The sequence below is a fragment of the Actinomadura fulvescens genome (assembly GCF_039533225.1).
GTDB classification, from domain to species: domain Bacteria; phylum Actinomycetota; class Actinomycetes; order Streptosporangiales; family Streptosporangiaceae; genus Spirillospora; species Spirillospora fulvescens.
Genome location: NZ_BAAATD010000006.1, coordinates 277479 through 300242, shown reverse-complemented (window position 1 = coordinate 300242; position 22764 = coordinate 277479). Strand labels below are relative to the sequence as shown.

General features: G+C 69.0%; 19 protein-coding genes and 1 tRNA gene. 15 read left to right on the top strand and 5 right to left on the bottom strand.

Annotation, left to right across the window (positions count from 1 at the left end):
- The first annotated feature begins 376 nt into the window (after positions 1-376).
- The 4 genes from ABD333_RS23710 to ABD333_RS23695 all read left to right on the top strand — a co-directional run bounded on the left by ABD333_RS23710 (position 377) and on the right by ABD333_RS23695 (position 3563).
- The gene (locus ABD333_RS23710; RefSeq protein WP_344544216.1) at positions 377-1165 is read left to right on the top strand and encodes a hypothetical protein; all 789 of its coding nucleotides are present in this window, start codon (positions 377-379) and stop codon (positions 1163-1165) included.
- A complete protein-coding gene (locus ABD333_RS23705; RefSeq protein ID WP_344544215.1) occupies positions 1162-1728 on the top strand; it encodes a MauE/DoxX family redox-associated membrane protein in 567 nt (188 codons plus the stop codon). Before ABD333_RS23710 ends, ABD333_RS23705 begins: the two co-directional genes overlap by 4 nt.
- Entirely contained in the window at positions 1725-2243 is a 519-nt protein-coding gene (locus tag ABD333_RS23700) for a hypothetical protein (protein WP_344544213.1), read from the top strand. Before ABD333_RS23705 ends, ABD333_RS23700 begins: the two co-directional genes overlap by 4 nt.
- A 753-nt stretch (positions 2244-2996) precedes the next feature.
- On the top strand, positions 2997-3563 hold the full coding sequence (locus ABD333_RS23695) for a hypothetical protein (protein ID WP_344544211.1): 567 nt from the start codon (positions 2997-2999) through the stop codon (positions 3561-3563).
- Positions 3564-3601: 38 nt separating this feature from the next.
- On the opposite strand, the gene ABD333_RS23690 is transcribed toward ABD333_RS23695, so the two are convergent.
- From ABD333_RS23690 to ABD333_RS23680, 3 genes are all read right to left on the bottom strand, one after another.
- The gene (locus ABD333_RS23690; protein ID WP_344544210.1) at positions 3602-4258 is read right to left on the bottom strand and encodes a hypothetical protein; all 657 of its coding nucleotides are present in this window, start codon (positions 4256-4258) and stop codon (positions 3602-3604) included.
- A 277-nt stretch (positions 4259-4535) separates the two neighbouring features.
- Positions 4536-5066, bottom strand: a complete 531-nt coding sequence (locus ABD333_RS23685; RefSeq protein WP_344544209.1) for a sigma-70 family RNA polymerase sigma factor — start codon at positions 5064-5066, stop codon at positions 4536-4538.
- A 463-nt stretch (positions 5067-5529) separates the two neighbouring features.
- The gene (locus tag ABD333_RS23680) at positions 5530-5925 is read right to left on the bottom strand and encodes a hypothetical protein (protein WP_344544207.1); all 396 of its coding nucleotides are present in this window, start codon (positions 5923-5925) and stop codon (positions 5530-5532) included.
- A 566-nt stretch (positions 5926-6491) separates the two neighbouring features.
- On the opposite strand from ABD333_RS23680, the gene ABD333_RS23675 reads away from it, so the two are divergent.
- From ABD333_RS23675 to ABD333_RS23660, 4 genes are all read left to right on the top strand, one after another.
- Entirely contained in the window at positions 6492-7523 is a 1032-nt protein-coding gene (locus tag ABD333_RS23675; protein WP_344544206.1) for a hypothetical protein, read from the top strand.
- 582 nt (positions 7524-8105) lie between these two features.
- Positions 8106-8471, top strand: a complete 366-nt coding sequence (locus tag ABD333_RS23670) for a hypothetical protein (RefSeq protein WP_344544204.1) — start codon at positions 8106-8108, stop codon at positions 8469-8471.
- 140 nt (positions 8472-8611) lie between these two features.
- A complete protein-coding gene (locus ABD333_RS23665) occupies positions 8612-8899 on the top strand; it encodes a hypothetical protein (RefSeq protein WP_344544202.1) in 288 nt (95 codons plus the stop codon).
- 7 nt (positions 8900-8906) lie between these two features.
- Entirely contained in the window at positions 8907-9881 is a 975-nt protein-coding gene (locus tag ABD333_RS23660) for a recombinase family protein (protein ID WP_344544201.1), read from the top strand.
- A 142-nt stretch (positions 9882-10023) separates the two neighbouring features.
- Here ABD333_RS23660 and ABD333_RS23655 read toward each other — a convergent pair.
- Positions 10024-10109: transfer RNA gene (locus ABD333_RS23655), tRNA-Leu, on the bottom strand.
- A gap of 120 nt (positions 10110-10229) precedes the next feature.
- Between ABD333_RS23655 and ABD333_RS23650 the strand changes: the two genes are divergently transcribed.
- The 3 genes from ABD333_RS23650 to ABD333_RS23640 all read left to right on the top strand — a co-directional run bounded on the left by ABD333_RS23650 (position 10230) and on the right by ABD333_RS23640 (position 15123).
- Positions 10230-11540 carry a M20/M25/M40 family metallo-hydrolase gene (locus ABD333_RS23650; RefSeq protein ID WP_344544200.1) on the top strand — a complete coding sequence of 437 codons (1311 nt, stop codon included), beginning with the start codon at positions 10230-10232 and terminating at the stop codon, positions 11538-11540.
- Between the two features lie 92 nt (positions 11541-11632).
- The gene (locus ABD333_RS23645; protein WP_344544198.1) at positions 11633-12391 is read left to right on the top strand and encodes a hypothetical protein; all 759 of its coding nucleotides are present in this window, start codon (positions 11633-11635) and stop codon (positions 12389-12391) included.
- Positions 12392-12591: 200 nt separating this feature from the next.
- Positions 12592-15123: a chaplin family protein gene (locus ABD333_RS23640; protein WP_344544197.1), complete on the top strand. Its 2532-nt coding sequence runs from the start codon at positions 12592-12594 to the stop codon at positions 15121-15123.
- Positions 15124-15546: 423 nt separating this feature from the next.
- On the opposite strand, the gene ABD333_RS23635 is transcribed toward ABD333_RS23640, so the two are convergent.
- The gene (locus ABD333_RS23635) at positions 15547-15732 is read right to left on the bottom strand and encodes a DUF5703 family protein (RefSeq protein WP_344544196.1); all 186 of its coding nucleotides are present in this window, start codon (positions 15730-15732) and stop codon (positions 15547-15549) included.
- 189 nt (positions 15733-15921) lie between these two features.
- Here ABD333_RS23635 and topA point away from each other — a divergent pair, with 189 nt between their 5' ends.
- The 4 genes from topA to ABD333_RS23615 all read left to right on the top strand — a co-directional run bounded on the left by topA (position 15922) and on the right by ABD333_RS23615 (position 22762).
- Positions 15922-18663, top strand: coding sequence for a type I DNA topoisomerase (gene topA, locus ABD333_RS23630; protein ID WP_344544194.1), 2742 nt, complete (start codon positions 15922-15924; stop codon positions 18661-18663).
- A 138-nt stretch (positions 18664-18801) separates the two neighbouring features.
- Positions 18802-20955, top strand: a complete 2154-nt coding sequence (tmk, locus tag ABD333_RS23625) for a dTMP kinase (RefSeq protein ID WP_344544192.1) — start codon at positions 18802-18804, stop codon at positions 20953-20955.
- Between the two features lie 65 nt (positions 20956-21020).
- Entirely contained in the window at positions 21021-22184 is a 1164-nt protein-coding gene (locus tag ABD333_RS23620) for a DNA polymerase III subunit delta' (protein WP_344544190.1), read from the top strand.
- A 101-nt stretch (positions 22185-22285) separates the two neighbouring features.
- On the top strand, positions 22286-22762 hold the full coding sequence (locus tag ABD333_RS23615; protein ID WP_344544189.1) for a low molecular weight protein-tyrosine-phosphatase: 477 nt from the start codon (positions 22286-22288) through the stop codon (positions 22760-22762).
- Positions 22763-22764 lie beyond the last annotated feature (2 nt).

Below are 22764 nucleotides of genomic sequence, written 5' to 3'. Positions count from 1 at the left end.
GGGTGCCGATCGCGCCGCCTGCACCGACGTAACCCTTGTCTGCGTAGCAGGCGATCGCCGGGCGGTCAGGCCGCCGATGATGCCGTGGTCGCGGGCAGCGGTCAGATCATGGGTCAAGCCCGGCACTGCCGGTGACGCCCGCGCTTCGAAACAGACGAGCTGATTGGAATCAGCCCAGGATTTAGGGATCTTGAGCGAGGCCGATGCGTTTTCCACAACGCGACGAGCCAGTGACAATGTGTGCACGGAGTGGAACCAGATATCCATTACTAGTGTCCGCACTTGGCCAGTGGAAGCGTCTGCCCACTTCGGTTATGGCTAGTTAGACTCGAGCGTCAAGTGACCTGCGAGTCCGATGACACCAGAGTAGGTGCCGATGAAGGAAGCTGCTCAAGGTACGGCTTTGCCGGAGAAGAGACTTCATAAGTGGATCACTCGCGCACTCGACGGCGGCGAGGTGGAAGTGCGCAGCGCGGTTCCGATCGGCGACGTCACTCACAGTGTGATGGTGGAGCTACGAGCGCTCGGGATAAAGTCCACCGAGGTCTGTGCGGCGGGCCTCGGATACGCCGATGAGCTGGCCCGCTCTCCTGAGATCGCCATCGGCATGCGCTTCGATGAGACCTACTCGTTCCAGGGCGGACGACTGCGGATTGGCACTGGACGCCAACCGATCGGGCCGGACAAGGCCGAATATTGGGAGCGGGGTCCCGATGGAAGGAACCGCCGCAAACCGATTCGCATGGCGGTCTGGACCGGTCGCCGCCACGAGCTTCATGTCGTCCAGTATGGCGGAGAGGTCGAGCGGCTGCTCTCCATCTTCAGGCAGTTCCAAATCCGGGAGACCACGCACGGGGTTATCTGTACTCCGCGTAACGCCAAGGAGACGATCTTCTATGAAGGACCCACTGCGATTTTCGGGATCCCGCAGCTGGGCATTCTGGAGGTAGAACAATTCACCAAGCAGGTCGCCCGGGCCCTGCCCGGCCACCGGGGTACCCCCGTCGCAGGTGGCGATCTATATGCGGGACAAATGGCATCCGGCGACAATTACTACTTGTTGCGCAGTCGGAACGCCAAGGTCACGCTTGTGCCGGATGCTCGCCCGCAGGTGCTGGCCCAGGCGCTCGAGACCCTCCAGGTGGACTGGCGAGCCGGGCGATGACCCAGGCCATGCTGGTGACTACCAGCGCGTACATGGCGTTCGGAACACTCGCTTGCAGTGCGACCGGTCACCTCCGTAAGCACCATGAATTCGTTGGGTCACTGCGTAGCCAGAGGATCTGGCCGCCCGGCACCGAGCGTATGGTCGCGGCTTCGGTGCTCGTGGCGGAGGCCACCATCGCCCTGATCGGGATAGTGGCCGCCGTAGCGGTCGACGCTGAGCTCCTGCTGAGCGCCGCGGGGACAGCTGCCGCGCTGTATCTCCTCTTCACCGGTTACACGGCGTTCCTTGTCGGACGCAGGCCTGGGGTTCCGTGCGGCTGTGGAACACAACAAGAAGAGGTCAACGTATGGACCGTCGTACGTACCGCCGGGCTGGCGCTCTGCTCGCTGCTCGCCGCGGCCGGCGCCGGCCGGCTGATCGGGCTTGATTCCCCGATCGAGGAGGTGGCGGTCACCGTGTTGGCTGCCGTTGGTCTCGGCGGTGCACTTTGGTGGTTGCCCGCGACGCTAGCGCTTTCAAAGGCCCCAACGAGGGCGGCCACAGAACGGGGTGCTCGATGAGCTTCCAGACCACAGCACTCACGCTGGCATGGGTCGCGATCGCCATCCTCGCACTGGGGATGTCAGGGTTGGTGCGCCAGATTCGGATCCTGCAAGGTCCGGCAGCCGCCCCAGCAGATTCGCGCCCCAGTCCGGGCCTGGTGGGTGTCACCGCACCTGGTTTGGCGGGAGTTCCCCAGTCCTGGTCGAAGCCGGCAGTCATCCTCTTCGCCACCTCCAGTTGCGAGGTGTGCGACGAGCGTCTGACCGAACTCGCGACCGAGGCAGCGATCGAAGGCGACACGCTGGCCTTCTTCGCCGTCTACGAAGCTCCACCCCGGGAACAGCCGGCCGTCACGATCACGACCCTTGTGGATGAGGCTGCATTCGACGCCTATGAAATACCCATCACGCCCTTCGGTGTGGTCGTTGGCATGGATGGCGTGATCCGCGAGGCACGACGCGTGGGATCTCAGCAGGCCATCGAAAGACTGATCGACACCGCGAAGAAGGTGAACCATGACGCTTCAGCTTGAAGAGGTCGTATCGATCGGGGACCCGAGATTCCTGCCGGATCTTCGCAGACGACCGAAGGCCCCCTACGCCCCCACCCGCCGACACACCCTCCAGGCCCTCAGCGCGTTCGGAATGGGCATCGGACTGGCCACGATCGGCGCCCTGCCCACCGCAAGGCCGGCCGGCGCGGCACCTCCGGGAGGCTGGAAGATCTGGGGATCCTGTAGTGGCCTTGGCAAGTGGGTCAACGACGACAACTGCCTTGGCTGCAACCAGGGCAGCGTGATCTGCTGCTGCCACGGCAGCGGCAGGGAGAAGGGGTATCACAAAGGTCCGCGGAGCGGCTGTAAGTACCGCTACCGCCCCAACCAGTGCACCAAGCGAAACGGCAAGTCGTACGGCCGGGACGGCTGGAAGTGGAAGACCGACAGATGCTGCGGCATCACCGGCATTGAATGTGTCCGGTACCGCGAGTGGCGATGCTCGGACGGGTACTACCGCAGCAGCTGCCGGTCCAACCGGTGGCGCAAGAGCATCTGCCGGTGGAACACCGTATGGGGCAACCCTTGCAGATGCGGGACTTGACCTGGGTAAGCGGGACCCGCGCCATAGCGCGTCGCCTGATCTCGTTTCCGGCGATACCACCGCTTCTCTTCGTGGCGGGTGGGGCGGCCAGCGCCGTGACTGCGACGCAATGGGGCCTGTGGATCGCCTTCGCCGGCTTGGCCGGGTATGCCCTCTCCGGCTCAACTTGAAGCCACAACAGCGCGAACGTGCTGCTCCCGTCGGTCGGGCGGGCCAGCACAGGTGACCGGATCACTGTGACGATCTTCGGTGCCGGTCTCATGCTCGGGGGTTGGATCACCGCGAGCGCTCTCTGGCTGCTGAGCGGTATCGGCACGGTCATCCCATCTCCAGCCGTCGTGGGTGCGACAGGCGTGGCGGGCGTCCTGGCGACCCTCAGAGACGCGAAGGTGTTGAGCTGCCCCTTGCCAGAGGCTCGTCGCCTTGTTCCGGAGCGAGTCCTGCGGAAGGGGCCGCTGGTCGGTCCCTTCCAGTTCGGCTGGGAGATGGGCACTGGTGTGCGCACCTATCTCTCATCGACCCTTCCCTACCTGGTGGCCCTCGCACTGGTGCTGACTCAGCCGTCGTACGTCATGGCAATGATCGGCGGGCTTGCCTTCGGCTTGGGCCGTGCCGCCATGCTGGTGTCCCGGCTCGTCAGCCACGACGGTGAGGAGTGGGATACCCGGCTGGCCGCGTCACTTGGCTGGTTGTCGCCCTTCTGTACCGCGGCGGGAGCGGCCGCCGGGTTTTGGATCGCGATCTCGAGCCAGTGAGATCACACGGTCGCTGCGGCCAGCCCTTGGGTGATCGTTCAGCCTCCAGCGCGGACCTGCAGGGATCGGGCGAGTTCGTCAAGGATCGTCCGGCCTTGGTTCGCGGTGTTGCTGGCGTGAACCTCGAACCCGTTCGTGCACATGGTGAGCTCGGCTTGCCCTCCACCGGTTTCAGTCTTCGGCTTCCCCGAACACGCGGGGTTGCGCATCACCTCAATGATCATTTCGCTCGACTGCAGAGACAGGTCTCCGCGGAACGGGCCGTCCACGTTGGGCCGGAACGACGCCGACCGGAAGGGCGGATCGGCCTGAAGCCGCGGATACCCGTTCGGTGTGACCGTGACGCTCAGGCTTCGCGCCACCGCCCCCAGGTCCCGCCAAGCGCCGTCCGAGGTCTGGTTGTCCAGAGGGACGGACAAGTACCAGCGACCGAACTCGAAGACCAAGGTCTCGGTGGCCGGTTCTCCGTCAGAGGACGCCTGGCGCCGCACTGTGACCGGCCGTCCGTCGCGCCCACGGTAGGTGCTGGTGACGTGGCCGAACAGTTCGGTCGGTGACTGATCCCGAGCTGACAGCTCCACATCACGCCCGCAGCAGTTCGCCGCGGTGACCCAGGCGTTCATGCTCAGCCGCAGGCGCGCCAGCGGCAGATGCGCCGGATAGACCAGCTCGATCGCCCGTCCGTCGGGAAGCATGACGGGCATGACCTGCCTGCCGCCCTCTGGGCGCGTCGGCGGGACGAACGCCTGAACCGGACCCGAGGAGGGACTGGACGACAGCGTGGTCGGAGGCCGCCGCTCGGGGTCCTGCTGAACGGCGAACAGGCCGATCGGCGCGGCCACGACGAGAGCAACGGCCATCCCTCGCATGCCTTGCCTGCGGCGCCGTAGCCACCTACCACGACGTTCCACGGCTGCCAGATCCAGGTCCCCCCGCAGTGGGGGGACGGCCTGGCGCATTTGCTCGATGACATCACGATCCATCGCGGGCCTCCTCAGTGACATCCAGTTGCTTGCGCAGCCCTGCGATCGCCTGGCTGGTCAACGCCTTGACGGTGCCTGGCGCGCAGCCCATCAGCTCGGCCACTTCGGCGACCGGAAGGTCGGCGTAGTACCGCAGCGCCAGAGCCGTCCGCTGACGCACAGGAAGCGCCGCCACAGCACCGCGCACGGCCACAGCGTCGGCCGCGTCTGGATCAACATGGCTGTGCGCGGCAAAGGACCCAGTCCGTGCGAGCGCTTTGCGTTCCGCGATGCGACGCCGCACCCGACTCCGGCCCAAGTTGATGGCGACGCGGAACGTCCACGCGGCAGCCGCCCCGCCGTCGAGACCACGCACCTTGCCCCAGTGGCTCCACACCCGCGCGAAGGCCTCCTGGGCGATCTCCTCCGCCACGTACTGATCGCCATGAATCATGGTCAACGACCCGACCAGCCTCGGCCGCATGTTCACAAAGAACTCGCGCGCTTGGTCATCCATGAAAGACACACGCTCCAGCAGCACTGCGGGTTTAGTGGCAAGAGACGATTTCCTCTGACCGGACAAGCAACGTCCCAGTCCTGGCCCATGACGATCCTTGATGCACTCGCCCGACCCCTGCAAGCCCGGCGGAAGCTGAGGTGCGGCCACATGACGCTGGGGCGCGATCGGTGACCTTGATCGGCTTCGATCTACCAGGAGCCCTCCACGCCCAGCACGCCGTGCGGGCCGCAACCAGACTGTGACCAGCAAGATCGGGTTGGACCTTGAAGCGCCGACTTGTATTGGGAGTGCGGTCCGTGGTCGGGGTTGCTGCCCGTAGCGTGCCGTAGGACGTCGGGTGGGATGGCTCGTGAAGCGCCTGCCGAAGTTTGGCTGTCCCGGGGTATGCCGCCTGCCCGGCGTCCGTTCACGGCCTGACTCAACAGAGGCCGCGAGGAGTACTGGATTTCTCCGGATCGCCCGAAAGATCGCCACGCGAAGAAGATCACGGCGCTGAATATCGTGCGGGAGTGGTGCGGGCGGGAGGTTCTCGAGCGGCTGGACGAGTTGGAAGCCCTGCGGGAAGAGGTGCGGCGTGCGCGGACACCTCGACGACCGCGGCCATCCGGCGCTCATGTTCCAGTCGGCTCTCACTGTCGTCCCAGAGAACGATCAAACGCCCCTGCGGAACCCACTCTTCACGGCCGTCGCGATCAAGGAATCGGACCAGGCACTTCTTCCCCTTCGGTGCCGCCTGAACGTACTCCACCCGCTCAAACCGACACTCCGTACTACGTGCTCGCTCTCGGTACGCCCAGACCTGCCCCGCGTCCATACCTTCATTGAAATCCTTGAGCCCCGCGCAGACGACCGGTTTCAGGAAGGTCTCAACCGTGCTCATGCGAACCTTGCGGTTGACGGACGCCGGCCCCTGGCGCTCAGCCACTGACGTGGCCACAACTCCTCGGTGTCGGAAGACCTGCCACTAAACGCACGGTCCGAACATAGGCTTGGGGAACGCGCCGGCTTGCCGACACCGCCGCAATCTCGGCATATGGAGGTGGCCTGCCCCGATGCCGGAGCTACCGCTGATGCAAGTGCTCTGCTCAACGCTCCTGACCCTGGACGAACTGGGCTCCGGGCTCGCGGGGTTGACCGTCACGGTCCGGGCCAGCCCAACGGGCGTAACCCACGCACCCCAGTGCCGACAGCTCGGCAAGAACGCCGCGGCCGAGGAAACCATGACCGTCGGCGAACTCCGGGCTGCCGGCGAACTCCGACCATGCCGCACATGCGGCCGGGGCGGACGTCGAGAAACTCTCTGGCGGCCAAGCCAAGCAGCTTGAAGCGCTCGTCCCGACCCTGAAAGCGCGCTTTGAACGGGTACGCGAAGCCGAACAGGAGGAGCGGGACCAGCGAGGTCGAAGGCGTCGCGCGGACATCATCGACGAACGTGCGTACCACATAGTGAGCGGCTGGGACTGGAAGATCGAAACGGAGAAACGGCTGGTCGACCGATACCCAGCGGAACGCCGTGCCGCAAGCGTCACCTGCGCCGACTGCGGGGCCGAAGCGACCATCAGCTTCGATCCGCAGGCCCTCGATGTGTCTTACGGCTGTCCGACCGATCCCGAGCACGGAATCCGCCGACTGGACGGCGATGAGGAGCCACTGGAGGTGTGGCGGCACCAGGCGGAGAACGAGCTGGTCGCCCTCGGCCTGGTCGCTCCGGTACTCGCCGGACAGGACGACGCCTGGGCCATGATCTATGGCACCCGCGCCGCCGACTATCGCAGCACCGTTTCCGCACTAGAGGCCTTCGACCAGACACATCCGCCTCGACTGCGGCTGACAGCAGACATTCGATGCGGTGACTGCGGCGATTCCCTGCGTTCTCGACCAGAATTCATCACAGACGGACTGCGGATCGAGGCCCGCTACTCCTGCGCCAACCGGCACGGAGACGGCAAGTACAGGCGCCACGAACAGAGGTTCGTGGATGAGGAGATCGACTGGGCTTTGCACCGCAAGCTTCGCGAGCATCCCTGCTGGGTGACCGCGGCGGAACTGGGGCCCGACCCGGGGAAGGTCGCAGCCTACGTCAATGACCTGTCCGAGAAACTGGCGATCTTCGACGCGCACATCGGCGCAGCCAAGTCGGTTGATCCGCTTGTCGAGATCAGGTCACGCCTGGCAGCAGAGCTGGACCTGGTCACCAGAATCCGCGACCACGGCGCGTCGGCCACAGCAGATCTCACGAGATACGCCGCTGGCGCCGCTTCCTACACGTCTCGCTGGAAATTCACGGACCTTGCCCGCGCCCTCCTAACCGAGCGCGTCGACGTCGCCAACCAAACAGTCAAGGTCGTTACTCCCTTCGATGACGGAACAGAGCTCCACCGGCTCATGCGCTCTCGCGAGATCCGGGAAGAACTGGCCGAACTACGTCGACTCCAAAACGCTCTCGAGCAAGAGCTCGCTGAGCTCAGCAAAGACTGACGCGGAGAACTGCCTTCCCGGGGTGGCGGTGGTCCACGGGGCCGGTCTGCTGCGGCCCTGACGCGTTCACCCGGCCTCTGGCTCTGGCCTCGGCCCTCATCGTTGATATCGATGGCGGCATCAGGGAGAGCGCTCGCCCTGATGCCGCGAAGAGCCTGCGGATGATCGAGGCCGTATCTAGTTTGAGAGTGCCGCGCGCTTACTCAATGGAGGTATGCCGTGGCCAAGCTGACGGCCGAGGAACGCCAGCGTCGAGCTGTCAGGCGCGCGCGCCGCGAGGCGCTCGCGGCCGAGGAAGAGGATCGCCGGCTCGAGGAGCGGAGGCAGCTGTGGGCGCGTGAAGGCACCCGCTTGAGCCGGGCGGAGCTTGAGGCGGGAGAGCCCTGCCGGGGTTGTGGGGAGCCCATCCGCGATGGGCGCGGTGACAGCCCAGCGCTCCTACACATGACCTCGGCGGAACGAGAAGAACACGATCGAGAGGAAGCTCGCTATCGGGGGCGCCACGGGGATTGCCGGTCCTATCGATGGACCCTGGAGGGGAGCCGGACCCAGCACTGCGGCTACTGTTGCCCACCGCCGCCCATGAGCGAGCGCCAGGTCGAGAAACTCAGCGCCCTCCTCGTCTCGATCAAGACTGAGAATCGCGACCTGGATGACTGGGACCTGACCCTGACATGTGACCACGTCGTTCGCTGCACCCAGCATCGCGACCATGATCACTACTCTCGCCGGGTCGTGGACTGTCCCACCTGCGCCACCCGTCGTGGGGTGGTGGAGGTCGAACGAGTCGGGCCGACCGATGACCCAGAAGGACGTGTCCAGCGCGAACGCCTGCTCTCCGAACTCCAGGCGGCGAAGGCGAAGCTGGAACGACAGCGCAGGACGGTCGAGAAGACCCAGCGGCGAATCGACGAGCTCAGCGAGAAGTTGCGCGCGGCCGAAAGCTAGCAAGCCGCTCCGGATCTGAAGCCACAATGGGGGCGAGGGCCATGGCTCCAAGGGCGCGGGAGGCGTCGCGGGAGATCCGCCAGGACGTGAGCGGTGACACGCTCGTGGCGTGGGCCGAACGTTCGCGGAGGCCTCAGGGGGTGACCGAGCCGTCCAGAGGCGGGCTGCGGTTTGCCTTCTACGGTCGGGTGTCGACCGAGGACCGGCAGGATCCGGTGACGTCACGGGCGCGGCGGCCCGAGTCCGCGGCGCTGGTGGCGGCGATGGCCGATCCCGGCCGCGGGTTCGACGCGATCGTGATCGGGGAGTACGAGCGGGCGTTCTACGGCGGCCAGTTCAGCCTGATGGCGCCGTTGTTCGAGCATTACGGTGTGCAGTTGTGGACGCCTGAGCTCGGCGTCCGATCGATTTGCGGCCGAGGGCCATGAGCAGCTGATGATCGAGCTGGGCGTCCAGTCGAAGCGGGAGATCACCCTCACCCGGATCCGGGTGCTCACGGCGATGGCGACCCAGGCCCGGGTGCAGGGCCGATACCTGGGTGGCCGCCCACCCTACGGATACCGGCTGGCCGACGCCGGCCCGCATCCCAACCGTGCCGAGGCGGCGTGGGGCAGGCGGGCGCACCGACTGGAGCCGGATCCCGAAACCGCGCCGACGGTGAGGTGGATCTTCCGGGAGCGGCTGGCCGGGCACAGCATGGCCCGGATAACCCGGGCGCTCAGCGATGCTGAGGTCCCCTGCCCGTCGGCGGCCGACCCGCGGCGCAACGCTCACCGATCAGGTAATGCGTGGACGCTGGGCACGGTGCGGGCCATCCTGTCCAACCCCCGCTACACCGGGCGTGAGGTGTGGAACCTGCAGCCCAGCGACCATGACTTGGTCGATCCGGCCAACACCGGGCTTGGCCACCGCCAGGTGCAGCGGTGGTGCCTGCCCGAGGACTGGGTGATCTCCGCGCGGCCCGCGCACGATGCGCTGGTCAGCGAGACCGACTTCGTCGCGGTCCAGGGTGTTCGCGCCGTACGCGAGTCCGCCGATCCAAACCGCTGCTACCGGCTGGCGGGGCTGCTGCGCTGCGGGCTCTGTGGACGGCGCCTGGAGTCATGCTGGGCCAGCAACCGGGCGGCCTACCGCTGTCGTCACGGCCACACCAGCTCTACCCGTCCAGATCCTGCGAGGCCGAAGAACATCTACATCCGTGAGGACCACATCCTCCCGCACCTGCCAGCTCTGTTCCTTCTGTTGAACGGCGCGGAACCCGCGGGCTGGCCGGACGACGTCCCCGCCGGTGAGGAGGTCATCGGCCACCTGCGCGCCCGCAGGATCACTCTCGTCTACGACGCCGCTGCCCGCACCCTGCGGGCGGACGCCGTGGAAACGGCGAAGATCACCCTCGACCCAAGCCGTTGATCTGGGACTTGCTGCGCCGCAGAACCCATCACGAGCAAGAGGAGGAGAGTCGACGAAACAGGAAAGCTCAGGCCCAGCCGGAAGGCTGGGCCTGAGTGACGGTCTGCTGTGCCCGGAACCGAGCAAACGTGTACAAATTGTGTGTCCGAGGGGGGACTTGAACCCCCATGCCCCGTAAAGGGCACTAGCACCTCAAGCTAGCGCGTCTGCCTATTCCGCCACCCGGACAGGTGTGCATGCCGCAGTGCTCCGCGGCGGGCTTCACCATACCAAAGGTCCCGACTCGCGGCGAAGTCGAACGAGGGGCACCATGGGTCGGGTAGGAGTCGGGACGAAAAGGTGATCATTGTGGCTCAGCTTCCCACCGCCGAGGACGAGGTCGTCCAGCTCTGCCAGGAGCTGATCAGGATCGATACGAGCAACCCGGGGGACCACTCGGGGCCGGGGGAGCGGGAGGCGGCGGAGTATGTGAAGGCCCGGCTCGACGAGGTCGGGCTGGAGTCGCAGATCTTCGAGTCGCATCCGGGGCGGGCCAGCCTGGTGGCGCGGATCGAGGGGGAGGACCCCGGGCGGGACGCGCTCTTGCTGCACGGGCATCTGGACGTGGTGCCGGCGCGCAAGGAGGACTGGACGCGCGATCCGTTCGGCGGGGAGATCGCCGACGGGTGCGTCTGGGGGCGCGGGGCCGTGGACATGAAGGACATGGACGCGATGATCCTGGCGGTGGTCAGGCAGCGGCTCAGGGAGGGGCGGAAGCCTCCGCGGGACGTCGTGCTTGCTTTTCTGGCCGATGAGGAGGCCGGGGGCAAGTGGGGTGCGCAGTGGCTCGTCAAGGAGCATCCGGAGCTTTTCGAGGGGTGCACGGAGGCCGTGGGGGAGGTCGGGGGCTTCAGCCTCACCGTGCCTGGCGACAAGCGGATGTATCTCATTGAGACGGCCGAGAAGGGCATCGCCTGGATGCGGCTGACCGCGCGGGGGACGGCGGGGCACGGGTCGATGGTGCATCCGGACAACGCGGTCACGGCGCTGGCGGCGGCGGTCGGGCGGCTGGGGTCGCATGAGTTCCCGGTACGGCTGACCAAGACCGTCCGGGCCTTCCTGGAACGGGCCTGCATGGCGTACGGGGTGGAGTTCGATCCCGAACGGCCGGAACGGGCGCTGGAGGAGATCGGGCCGCTGGCCCGGATGATCGGTGCGACGCTCACGAACACGCTCAATCCGACGCGGCTGGACGCCGGTTACAAGACGAATGTCATTCCGCAGAGCGCGACGGCGCAGGTGGACGGACGTTTCCTGCCGGGGCATGAGGAAGAGTTCTTCGCGACTGTGGACGAATTGCTCGGTCCGGACGTACAGCGCGATTTCGTGCATTACGACTGGGCCGTGGAGACGGACTACGAGGGCGCGCTCGTCGCGGCCATGGAAGAGGCCCTGATCTCGGAGGATCCCGGCGCGCTGCCCGTTCCGTACTGCCTGAGCGGGGGGACGGACGCGAAGGCGTTCGCCCATCTGGGCATGCGGTGCTTCGGCTTCGCACCGCTGAGGCTGCCGCCGGAATTGGACTTTTCGGGAATGTTCCACGGCATCGACGAACGGGTTCCGGTCGACGGGCTGCGCTTCGGCGTGCGCGTTCTCGACCATTTCCTTGATCGGGCCTAGAAAGGTTTTACGGAATCGCCGCCACGGGTGCAATCCGTGGTGCTACGGTCACCATTCGTAGACCTGCTCTTGGCGACTTCCGAGGAGAACCTGTGGCTCACGACCCGGCACGCACGAGGACGGTCTCCGTCCTGGTGCGCCGTGTCGTCCGCAGCCGTCTGGTTCACCGTCTGCTCGTGCTCGCGGGGATCCTGGTCGTCGGCTGGCTGATCGGCGGCGCCCAGGCCCACGCGGAGGAAGGCCCCGCGGCGGACGCGTCCCGGATCGTGGCGCGGACGCCCGTCGTGAGCGAGTTCCTCGGGACGCGGGAGGCCGCCAAGAAGGCCGTCCGCGACACGGCCAAGGGCGTTGTGGCCGATACGGCCGAGGACGTCCTGCCGGGCCGCGATCTGAACGTGGTGCGACCCGACCTTCCTCTCCCCGTGCCCTCCGAGGACGTGACCGGCAAGGCCGGCGGTGCCGCGACCAAGCCCGCCGCATCGGAGACTCACGGCTCGTCGCGAGCCGTGAAGCGGGCCGCCGACGCCGCACACGGTGATCGCGCGGAGCCTCGTGTGCCGGACGCGTCCGGCACGTTCAAGACCGCGGCCAAGAGCGGCTCGGCCGTCTCGTACGCCACGATGCAGCATCCGGCGCCCGCGCCGTCACCCCTGTCCCCGCTCCAGGCACCCGCCCAGGCCGGAACGATCGGTTCGGCGAGCGGTGTGACCCTGCCGGGCGGCTTCGGCGCGCTTCTCGCGCGCTCGTCGTGGACCGCGGCCCGGCCACGGCCGGTGTTCGTTCCCGGCTACGGCACGGTGCCTCCGGCCGTCCGCACGGCAGCGGACGAGCCGTCCTTCTCGCCTGACTAGAACCCCACAGACTCCGGCTCCGGGTCCGTGCGGCTCGGACCACCGGGCCGGGACGTGCCGTCCCCTGGCGGTACGTCGCCCCCCTGAGATCGGGCGACGGCGCGTACACGACGCGGCCAAGACCACCACGCGGTAGCGCGACAAGCGACCGGTCTCACCTGTCCATCTCCATTCATCATTCCTTCCCCGAACGGAGCATCATGCGAACGTGGGCCAAGGGCACTGCTCGTGCCGCCATGCTCACTGCGAGCTTCGTCGCTCTCGGTGCGGGCACCGCGATCCCCAGCGGTGCGTTCGCCGACACGACCAGCGGCGACTCCAGCGTGCTCGGCGGTAATCAGTTCAATCTCCCCATCTCGGCACCGATCAACGCCAGCGGCAACGCCGTGGGCGCCCTCGGCACGGCCGACGCCGCCTCCAAGGGCGGCGCGGCGGTCGACAACGGACGTGGCGGCGGCATCGACCGGCAGACCTCCGGCAAGCAGGGGGTCGGCTCCGGCAACCAGGTGAACGCCCCCATCTCGGCTCCCATCAACGCCTGCGGCAACGCGATCGCCATCTTCGGCACCGCGGACGCCGGTTGTAAGGGCGGCTCGGCCGTCAAGAACAGCGGCGGCCCCGGCGCCGGCCAGCGGACCTCCGGCGAACGCGGCGTCGGCTCGGGCAACCAGGTCAACATCCCCGTCTCGGCTCCCGTGAACGCCTGCGGCAACGCGGTGGCGCTGTTCGGGTCGTCCGAGGCGGGTTGCAAAGGCGGCTCGAAGGTCGTGAACGGCCAGGGCGGCGGTTCCGGCTCCGGCCAGCAGACCTCCGGCGCCAGCGGCGCCGTCGCGGGCAACCAGGTGCACGCGCCGATCTCGGCACCGATCAACATCTGCGGCAACGCCGCCGCGGTCCTCGGCGACGCCGTCGCGGGTTGCGAGGGCGGCGCCAAGGTCAAGAACGGCGGCCGTACCGGCGCCGGCCAGAGCACGTCCGGCCAGAGCGGCGTCGTCGCGGGCAACCAGGTGAACGCGCCGATCTCGGCACCGATCAGCGCCTGCGGCAACGCCGTCGGCAACGCGGTGGCCGACTGCGACGGCGGCGCCTCCGTCCGCAACGGCGGACATGGCTCCGGCGGGCAGACGACCAGCGGCGACCACAGCCTCGGCGGTGGCAACCAGGTCAACGCTCCGGTGAGCATCCCGGTCAGCGCCTGCGGCAACGCCGTCGCGGTGCTCGGCGAGGCCGGTGCCTTCTGCGAGGGCGGCTCGCACGTGCGCAGCAGCTCCGGGGGCGACCAGATCACCTCCGGCAACAAGAGCGTCGGCGGCGGCAACCAGGTCAACCTCCCGATCAGCATCCCCGTGAACGCGTGCGGCAACGCCGTCGCGATTCTGGGCGAGGCCGCCGCCAGCTGCGACGGCTCGGTGGTCGTCACGGGCTCGAAGGGATCGGGCGCCACCACGTCCGGGCAGCAGGGGGCCGGGTCCGGCAACCAGGTCAACCCGCCCGCGAGCGCGCCTGTGAACGCCTGCGGCAACGCCGTCGGCGCGCTCGGGCACTCCGAGCCGCAGTGCGGCGAAGGCCCGAGCTCGGGCGGCTACGAGCCCTACTCGCGCACCAGCGGCGCGAACCGGGCGGACTCGGCCGACGCGGCCCGCGGCCTGCCGACACTGCCCGGGACGACCAAGGACAACCTGCCGAGCGGCCCGACGTCAGCCATGCCCACGCTGCCGCGGCTGTCCGGCAAGTCCTCGGTGCTGCCCAGCAAGAGCACGAAGCTGCCGGCCGGCCGTTCGGCCGCGACCGACGGCCCCGTCACGCTGCCGAGCCTCTCGGACCTGCCCGTCAACCCTGGAAACGTCACAACGCTGCCGGTGGACGCCTCCGGCATGGAGACCTCGAGGGTGCGCGGCAACGACGTCCCGGCCGTCGGCCAGCTGGCCGGCGTGCTGCCGGCCGACCCGGCCAAGGCCCTGTCCGTCGACCCGGCCACGGCTCTCGGCACCGACCCGGCCAAGGCGCTGGGGACTGACCCGAGCAAGGCACTGGGGATCGACCCGTCCACGGCGCTCGGGACCGACCCGGCCAAGACGCTCGGTGTCGACCCGTCGACGGCGCTTGGCACCGACCCGAGCAAGGCGCTCGGCACCGACCCGAGCAAGGCGCTCGGCACTGACCCGAGCAAGGCGCTCGGCACCGATCCGAGCAAGGCTCTCGGCACCGACCCGAGCAAGGCGCTTGGCACTGACCCCGCCAAGGCGCTGGGGGCCGACCAGGCGACGGGGCTCGGGGCCGACACGACCAAGAGGCTGCCGCTCGACCCGTCGACGGCGCTGCCGGCCGACCCCGCCGGCGCGCTGGTGATCAACCCCGCCAAGGGGCTGCCCGCCAAGGCGGCCAAGGCTCTGTCGATCAACAACGCCAAGGCGGTCGCGGGCGGCCCGGCCGTGCACGTGGACCCGGCGCGCGCCCGTACCGTCACGCCCAACCCGGCGCCGCAGCTGCCCGGCACCGGTCAGACGCGGCTGCCCGCCCTCGGCCAGCTGCCCGTCACCGGTGACGTGAAGGCCCCCGAGGTCGGTGGCGTCACCGACCCGCTCGGCGCGATCAAGCCGATGGCCGCCGCGGAGCCGATGCCGGCCGACACCGGCTCGTCCATCTGGGTACTGGCCACCGCCGCGATGCTGACGGTCATGTCCGGCGCGCTGGCGCTCACCCGCCGCGCCCGCCTGGGCGGCCGCCGCTGACCGCTACGTCGGCTGCTGACCGCTGCGTCGGCCGCTGACCGCTACGGCGGCTGCCGCCCCGTACGGTCGCTGCCGGCTCGTACTGCCGCGCGGAGTGACGACCTGAGTTCCCTGTCAGGTCTTTAATCAAAAAGCTCGACAAAGTTCCACAAGGTTCCACAAATACGCTTTGCCCGCGTCGGTGCCCCGCGGTCCACGGACCCGGAAGGCATCCTCCAGGCAAAGTCGCAGGACGCTTTGCCCGTCCCGGAGGCGCGGTCTGGGGCGGGCAAAGCCCTGTCCGCGTCCGCCCCGAAGATGTACGGTCCGGGGCGGGCATAGTTCTGTCTGCGGCCCGAACGCCCGGTTTTGCCCGAGACCGGGAATGATGGTTACGGCACGTCATAGCGGTCGCACATAGTGCTACTCTCCGGACGAGAGCGGTCAGAAAGTCCGGACCTGGCGAATGATCTTGCGCCGGAGTTGGATTCGGCGGCTACCGTCGGGGTAGAGGCGCAGCCTGTGGAGCTCCCAGCCACCGTGTTCGGCGTGCTCGGTCAGGACCTGCCGGGCGGTATCACGCGTGGTGCCGCGGGGCAGCCGCAGGACGAGGTAGGTGTACTCCACCATTGCGGACCATTATGACGCCTCGATGTACGGCAGGGAACGCGTCGGTGGTGGCCTTGGTCCGCAACCCCGCCGGGGACGTGTCATCCTGTCGGAGGTTTGCAGCGGTGGGAACTCGCGGGCATGAACGCGTCGTCTTCGAATGTTGTAGCAAGCCCGTGTAAGAGACCAGACAGCGAGGTTGGAGCGACTGTGCCAGCCAAGAACGGCACTGCGAAGCGCGGTGGCCAGGGTGCGGGCGGCGGAACCCGCCTGGTGATCGTCGAGTCGCCTGCGAAGGCGAAGACGATCGCCGGTTACCTGGGCGGCGGCTACATCGTGGAGTCCAGTATCGGCCATATCCGGGATCTTCCCGGGAGCGCCTCCGAGGTACCGCCCAAGTACAAGGGCGAAGCGTGGGCGAAGCTCGGCGTCAACGTCGACCACGAGTTCGAGCCGCTCTATGTCGTCAACGCCGACAAGAAGCAGCAGGTCGCCAAGCTCAAGAAGGCCCTGGCCGAGGCCGACGAACTCCTTCTCGCGACGGACGAGGACCGGGAGGGCGAGGCGATCGCCTGGCACCTCCAGGAGGTGCTCAAGCCCAAGGTGCCGGTGCACCGGATGGTCTTCAACGAGATCACCCGGGACGCGATCCGCGCCGCCGCCGCCAATCCGCGCGAGCTCAACCTCCGGCTGGTGGACGCCCAGGAGACCCGCCGCATCCTCGACCGCCTCTACGGCTACGAGGTCAGCCCGGTGCTCTGGAAGAAGGTCATGCCGAAGCTGTCGGCGGGCCGCGTCCAGTCCGTGGCGACCCGGCTGGTCGTCGAGCGCGAACGGGAGCGGATCGCCTTCGTCCCGGCGCACTACTGGGACATCCAGGCCGAGTTCGACACCGGGAAGGGCGACGAGCCCACGGCGTTCAAGGCCGGGCTCATCTCGGTCGACGGCAAGCGCGTGGCCCAGGGCCGCGACTTCGCCTCCGACGGCACCCTCAAGACCCGGGACGCGCTGCACCTCGACGAGGAGGCGGCGCGCGGTCTGGCCGGGCGCCTGACCGGACGGCCGTACGAGGTCAAGTCGGTCGAGCGCAAGCCGTACACCCGCAAGCCCTATCCGCCGTTCCGCACCACCACGCTGCAGCAGGAGGCCAGCCGCAAGCTGAGCTTCTCCGCCAAGTACACGATGTCGGTCGCGCAGAAGCTGTACGAGAACGGCTTCATCACCTACATGCGAACCGACTCGATCCAGCTGTCGGAGACCGCGATCACCGCGGCCCGGCGGCAGGCGGCCTCGCTGTTCGGCGCCGAGTACGTGCCCGACAAGCCGCGCGTCTACGCCAGCAAGGTCAAGAACGCGCAGGAGGCGCACGAGGCGATCCGGCCCGCCGGTGACAGTTTCCGTACGCCCGGCGAGACCGGTCTGTCCGGCGACCAGTTCCGGCTGTACGAGCTGATCTGGAAGCGCACGATCGCCAGCCAGATGAACGACGCGCGCGGCCAGTCGGTGTCGATCCGCGTCACGGGCACCTCGACCCAGAACGAACTGGCCGAGTTCGGCGCGACCGGCAAGACGATCACGTTCTACGGCTTCCTCAAGGCCTACGTCGAGAGCGCCGACGACCCGGCCACCGACCGCGACGACCAGGAGCGGCGGCTGCCCAACCTGGACGAGGGCGACCCGCTCACGGCGCTGGCGATGGAGGCCGAGGGCCACTCGACCCGGGCGCCGGCCCGCTACACCGAGGCGAGCCTGGTCAAGGAGCTGGAAGAGCGCGAGATCGGGCGGCCGTCCACGTACGCCTCGATCATCGGCACCATCCTCGACCGCGGCTACGTCTTCAAGAAGGGCACCGCGCTCGTCCCGTCGTTCCTGGCGTTCGCCGTGGTCAACCTGCTGGAGCAGCACTTCGGCAACCTGGTCGACTACGACTTCACCGCGCACATGGAGGACGGCCTCGACGAGATCGCCCGCGGCGAGGCCGAGCGGGTGCGCTGGCTGACGCGTTTCTACTTCGGCGACAACGGTGAGGAAGGTCTCAAGGACCTCACCGGCGACATCGGCGACATCGACGCCAAGGAGATCAGCTCGTTCCCCATCAAGGGGACCGACATCATGATCCGCGTCGGCCGGTACGGGCCGTACCTCGACCGCGAGGGCGAGCGCGTCAACATCCCCGAGGACATCGCGCCCGACGAGCTGACGGCGGAGAAGGCCGAGGAGCTGTTCGCGCAGCCGAGCGGCGACCGTGAGCTGGGCGTCGACCCGGCGACCGGGCACATGATCGTCGCCAAGTCGGGCCGGTTCGGCCCGTACGTGACCGAGATCCTGCCCGAGCCCGATTCGGCTCCGCCGAAGTCGACTTCGTCGACGCCGCCCGCCGACGGCTCGAAACCCGCTGCCCAAAAACGTGTGCGCACCAAGAAGGCGGATGCGCCCAAGCCGCGCACCGGTTCGCTCTTCAAGTCGATGTCGCTCGACACCGTCACCCTCGACGACGCGCTCAAGCTGCTCTCGCTGCCGCGCACGCTGGGCGAGCTCGACGGCGAGCCGGTGACCGCGCAGAACGGCCGCTTCGGCCCGTACATCAAGCGCGGCACCGACAGCCGTTCGCTCGGTTCGGAAGACGAGCTGTTCACGGTCACGCTGGAGCAGGCCAAGGAGCTGTTCGCGCAGCCCAAGCAGCGCGGGCGCGGCCGGGCCGCGGCCGCCGCGCCGCTGCGCGAGCTCGGCAAGGACCCGGCGAGCGACAAGCCGGTGGTGGTGAAGGAGGGCCGGTTCGGGCCCTACGTCACCGACGGCGAGACCAACGCCAGCCTGCGCAAGGGCGACGAGGTCGAGTCGATCACCATCCAGCGGGCCGCCGAGCTTCTCGCCGAACGGCGCGAGAAGGTCGCCGCCGGCGGCGGCAAGAAGAAGGCGCCCGCCCGCCGCAAGACCTCCAGCAAGTCATGATCAGCACGACGCGGATCGGGAAATCGCCGGAGGCGAGATCCTGACATTCCGGTGACCGGCTGACAGCGCGGTGAAGTCGAGGTCCTCAGGACGCAAAGTCTCACTCCTGAGGACATCGGCGCCGATACCCTGACCGACATGACGAGAACGGGCGCCGTACAGCCGCCGGCCGCCGCGGTGCAAGGCCTTTCCTCGATCAAGCCGTTCCGGCGGCTCTGGGTCGCGGTGTCGCTGTCCAGCCTCGGCCATTGGCTGAGCGTGCTCGCGCTCACCGCGATGGCGGGCGCACTCACCCGTGACAAGGACGTACCGGGCCAGGCCCAGGTCATCGCGGCGGTCCTGCTGGCGATGTTGCTGCCGGCGGTGCTGTTCGCGCCGCTGGCGGGCGCGCTGGCGGCCCGGCTCGACCGCCGTACGACGATGATCGCCGCCGATGTCGTGCGGTTCGCGCTGCTGGTGTCGGTGCCGCTGGTCGACTCGGTGGCGTGGACGCTGGCGGCGGCGTTCCTGGTGGCGTGCGTCACGTTGCTGTGGATTCCGGTGGTGAGCGCTTCCGGGCCGGATCTCGTCCCCGACGACCGCCGGGACGACGCCCGCCGGGCCGGACGGGTGGCCGCGTACGGGGCGGCTCCGGTCGCCGCCGGGCTCTTCTCGGTACTGGCGTTGATCGCGGGTGGCGCCTGGGACGCGGCCGACCGCGCCGACCTCGCCCTCTACCTGACGGCCGTGGTGTTCCTCGCGTCGGGGGCGGCGGTCTCGGCACTGCCCGGGTTGCCCAGCACGGGCGTGGTCCCGGTGTCCTCGCCGCTCCGGCTGGCCTTCCAGGGTCTGCGTTCCACCTCGTCCAAAGACGAAGCCTCGCCCGCGGCGGGCGGCGGCATGCCGCTGAGCGGGCTGGCGCTGGGCGTCATCGCCGTGGCGCTGAGCTGCGGGGCGGTCATCTCCGTGGCCAGGGTGTACGCGCGTGAGCTCGGCGGTGGAGACCCCGGGTACGGCGCGATCGCGACCGCCCTGTCCCTGGGGCTCGGCTTCGGCGTCTTCCTCGGCCCGCGCGTTCTCGGCCCGTTCAGCCGGCGTCGGCTGCTCGGCCTGGCCGTCGTGGCCGCCGCGCTCGACCTGCTGCTGATCTCCCTGGTCCAGAACCTCGTCGTCGTGGTGTTCACGACGGGCTTCCTCGGCGTCGCAGCGGGCGTCGCGTACGCCGCGGGCACGACCCTGGCCGGTGGCGAACGAGACGGACACGACGGACGCGGAGCTCACCCGGGGCACGACGGGCACGACGGCCACGACGGGCACGAGCGCGCGTTCGGCTACCTGAGTTCGGTGGCGCTCGTCGCGGCGCTGGTGGCCGTGGCCGCGGTGCCGCCGCTGGCGGGCGTGCTGCGCGACCATCGCGTCAAGCTGCTCGGCGACGGCGTCTACGACCTTCACGGCACGAGCGCGGCGCTGCTCATCGTCGCGGTCGTGGCCCTGCTGTCCGGCCTGCTCGCGTACCGCCGTCTCGACGACCGGCGCGGCATCCCGCTGCTGCCCGACCTGACCGCCGCCGCTCTGCGCGGCGAGACGTACGCGCCGCCGGTGCCCGAGGTGGCGCCCGTCGCCCCGCGGGTCGTCCGTGACCGCGGCGTCTTCATCGCGTTCGAGGGCGGCGAGGGCGCGGGCAAGACCACCCAGGCGCGGCTCGCCGCGATCTGGCTGCGCGACCACGGCTTCGAGGTCGTCACCACGCGCGAGCCGGGCGCGACCAAGACCGGCATGCGGCTGCGCGCCCTGCTGCTCGACCGGGAGACGACGGGCCTGTCCGACCGCGCCGAGACGCTGCTGTACGCGGCCGACCGCGCCGACCACGTCGCGAACGTGATCCGGCCCGCCATGGAACGCGGCGCCATCGTGGTCAGCGACCGCTACATCGACTCGTCGCTGGCCTACCAGGGCTTCGGCCGCCAGCAGCGCGTCGACGACATCGCGCGCCTGAACGCGTGGGCCACGGCGGGTCTGGTGCCGGACCTCACCGTGCTGCTGGAGCTGCCGCCCGAGGACGGGCTCAACCGGATCACCAGCCCGGCCGACCGCATCGAGTCCGAGCCGCAGGCGTTCCACGAGCGGGTGCTGAGCGGCTTCCGCGCCCTGGCCGAGGCCGAGCCGGACCGCTACCTCGTGATCGACGCCTCGCTCTCGCAGGCCGAGATCAGCCGCCAGATCCAGGACCGCATCCGCGCCATCCTCCCCGACCCCATCCCGGCCGGCACCGAGGACGTGACCAGCACCTTCCCCGCCATCACCGACGCCTGAGGCGATCGCGGCCGCCTGAGGCGATCACGGCCGGAGGGCGGCGCGGAGGCAATAGCCTTGTCGGCATGAGCGTGTGGGATGACCTGGTGGGCCAGGAACCGGTCGTCGAGCAGCTGGGTTCGGCGGTCGGGGCGTCCACGGGCGCCGCCGGCGCGACCGGCAAGATGGCGCACGCCTGGCTGTTCACCGGGCCGCCCGGATCGGGCCGTTCCACCGCCGCGCGGGCGTTCGCCGCCGCGTTGCAGTGCGTCGAGACGCCGCGCGGCTGCGGCCACTGCGCCTCCTGCCACCAGGTGCTGCAGGGCACGCACGCCGATGTCGAGGTCGTCCGGCCGAGCGGGCTCTCGTACGGCGTGAAGGAGACCCGCGAGCTGGTCCTGCGCGCCTCGTCCGCCCCGAGCGGCGGACGCTGGCAGATCGTGCTGTTCGAGGGCGCCGACCGTGCCACCGAGGCCGCCGCCAACGCGCTGCTCAAGGCGATCGAGGAGCCGCCCCCGAGGACGGTGTGGCTGATGTGCACGCCGTCCCCCGAGGACATGCTCATGACGATCCGTTCCCGCTGCCGCCTGGTGTCGCTGCGCACCCCGCCGGTCGCCGCCGTCGCCGACGTGCTCGTCCGGCGGGACGGCATCGATCCGATGCTCGCCGAGCAGGCCGCACGCGCGGCGCAGGGCAACATCGGCCGCGCCCGGCGGCTCGCCACAGACCCGGAGGCCCGCAAGCGCCGCGGCCAGGTACTCGCCGTGCCACGCCGCCTCACCTCGGTCGGCCCCGCCGTGACCGCCGCCGAAGCGCTCGTCAAGGCCGCCGAGGCGGAGGCCAAGACGACCACCGAGGAGCTGAGCGGGACGGAGACGGCCGCGCTGCGCCAGGCCCTCGGTGAGAGCGCCAAGGGGCGGATGCCGCGCGGTACGGCGGGCGCGCTCAAGGAGCTGGAGGACCGGCAGAAATCCCGGGCCACCCGGGTGAAGCGCGACTCGCTCGATATGGCCCTGATCGACCTGGCCTCGTACTACCGCGACGTCCTCACGCTGCAGCTCGGTGCCGGTACCGAGCTGGTCAACATCGATCTGGCCCCCGAGCTCCGCGACGCCGCCGCGGCCGGACCGCCCGAGGCCACCCTCCGCCGTCTCGACGCCATCATGGAGTGCCGCGAGCGGCTGGAGGCCAACGTCAACCCTCTGCTGGCCGTGGAGGCGCTGGCCCTGGCCCTCCGCACCACCACCTGACCACCCCGTAGCCTGGACTGCGGGAGACGACCTCAGGAAAGGGCCTCAGGAGGGGACCTCAGGACAGGACCGCGGGGAAGGACCAGGAGGAAGGGCCGGGATTGCTGCACATCACGTTCGTCTGTACGGGCAACATCTGCCGCTCGCCGATGGCGGAGTCGATCTTTCGGCACCATGTCGAGGAGGAGGGCCTGGACGTCGAGGTGGACAGTTCGGGCACCGGCGGCTGGCACGTCGGCGCCGACGCCGACCACCGCACGGTGCAGGCGCTGCGGCGGGCCGGCTACCGGTCGGCGCACGCCGCGCGGCAGTTCGAGGACTCGTGGTTCGACACCTACGACCTGATCATCGCGCTGGACGAGGGGCATCTGCGGGAGCTCCGGGCGATGGCCCCGGACGCTGCGGCGCGCGACAAGGTCCGGCTGCTCCGGGAGTTCGATCCGGCGGCGGGGGACGATCTCGACGTGCCCGACCCCTACTACGGCGGCCGGAGTGATTTCGAGCACGTCCGCGACCTGATCGAGGCGGCGGTGCCGGGTCTCCTCGACGAGGTCCGGGCCAGGCTCAAGGAACGCTGAGA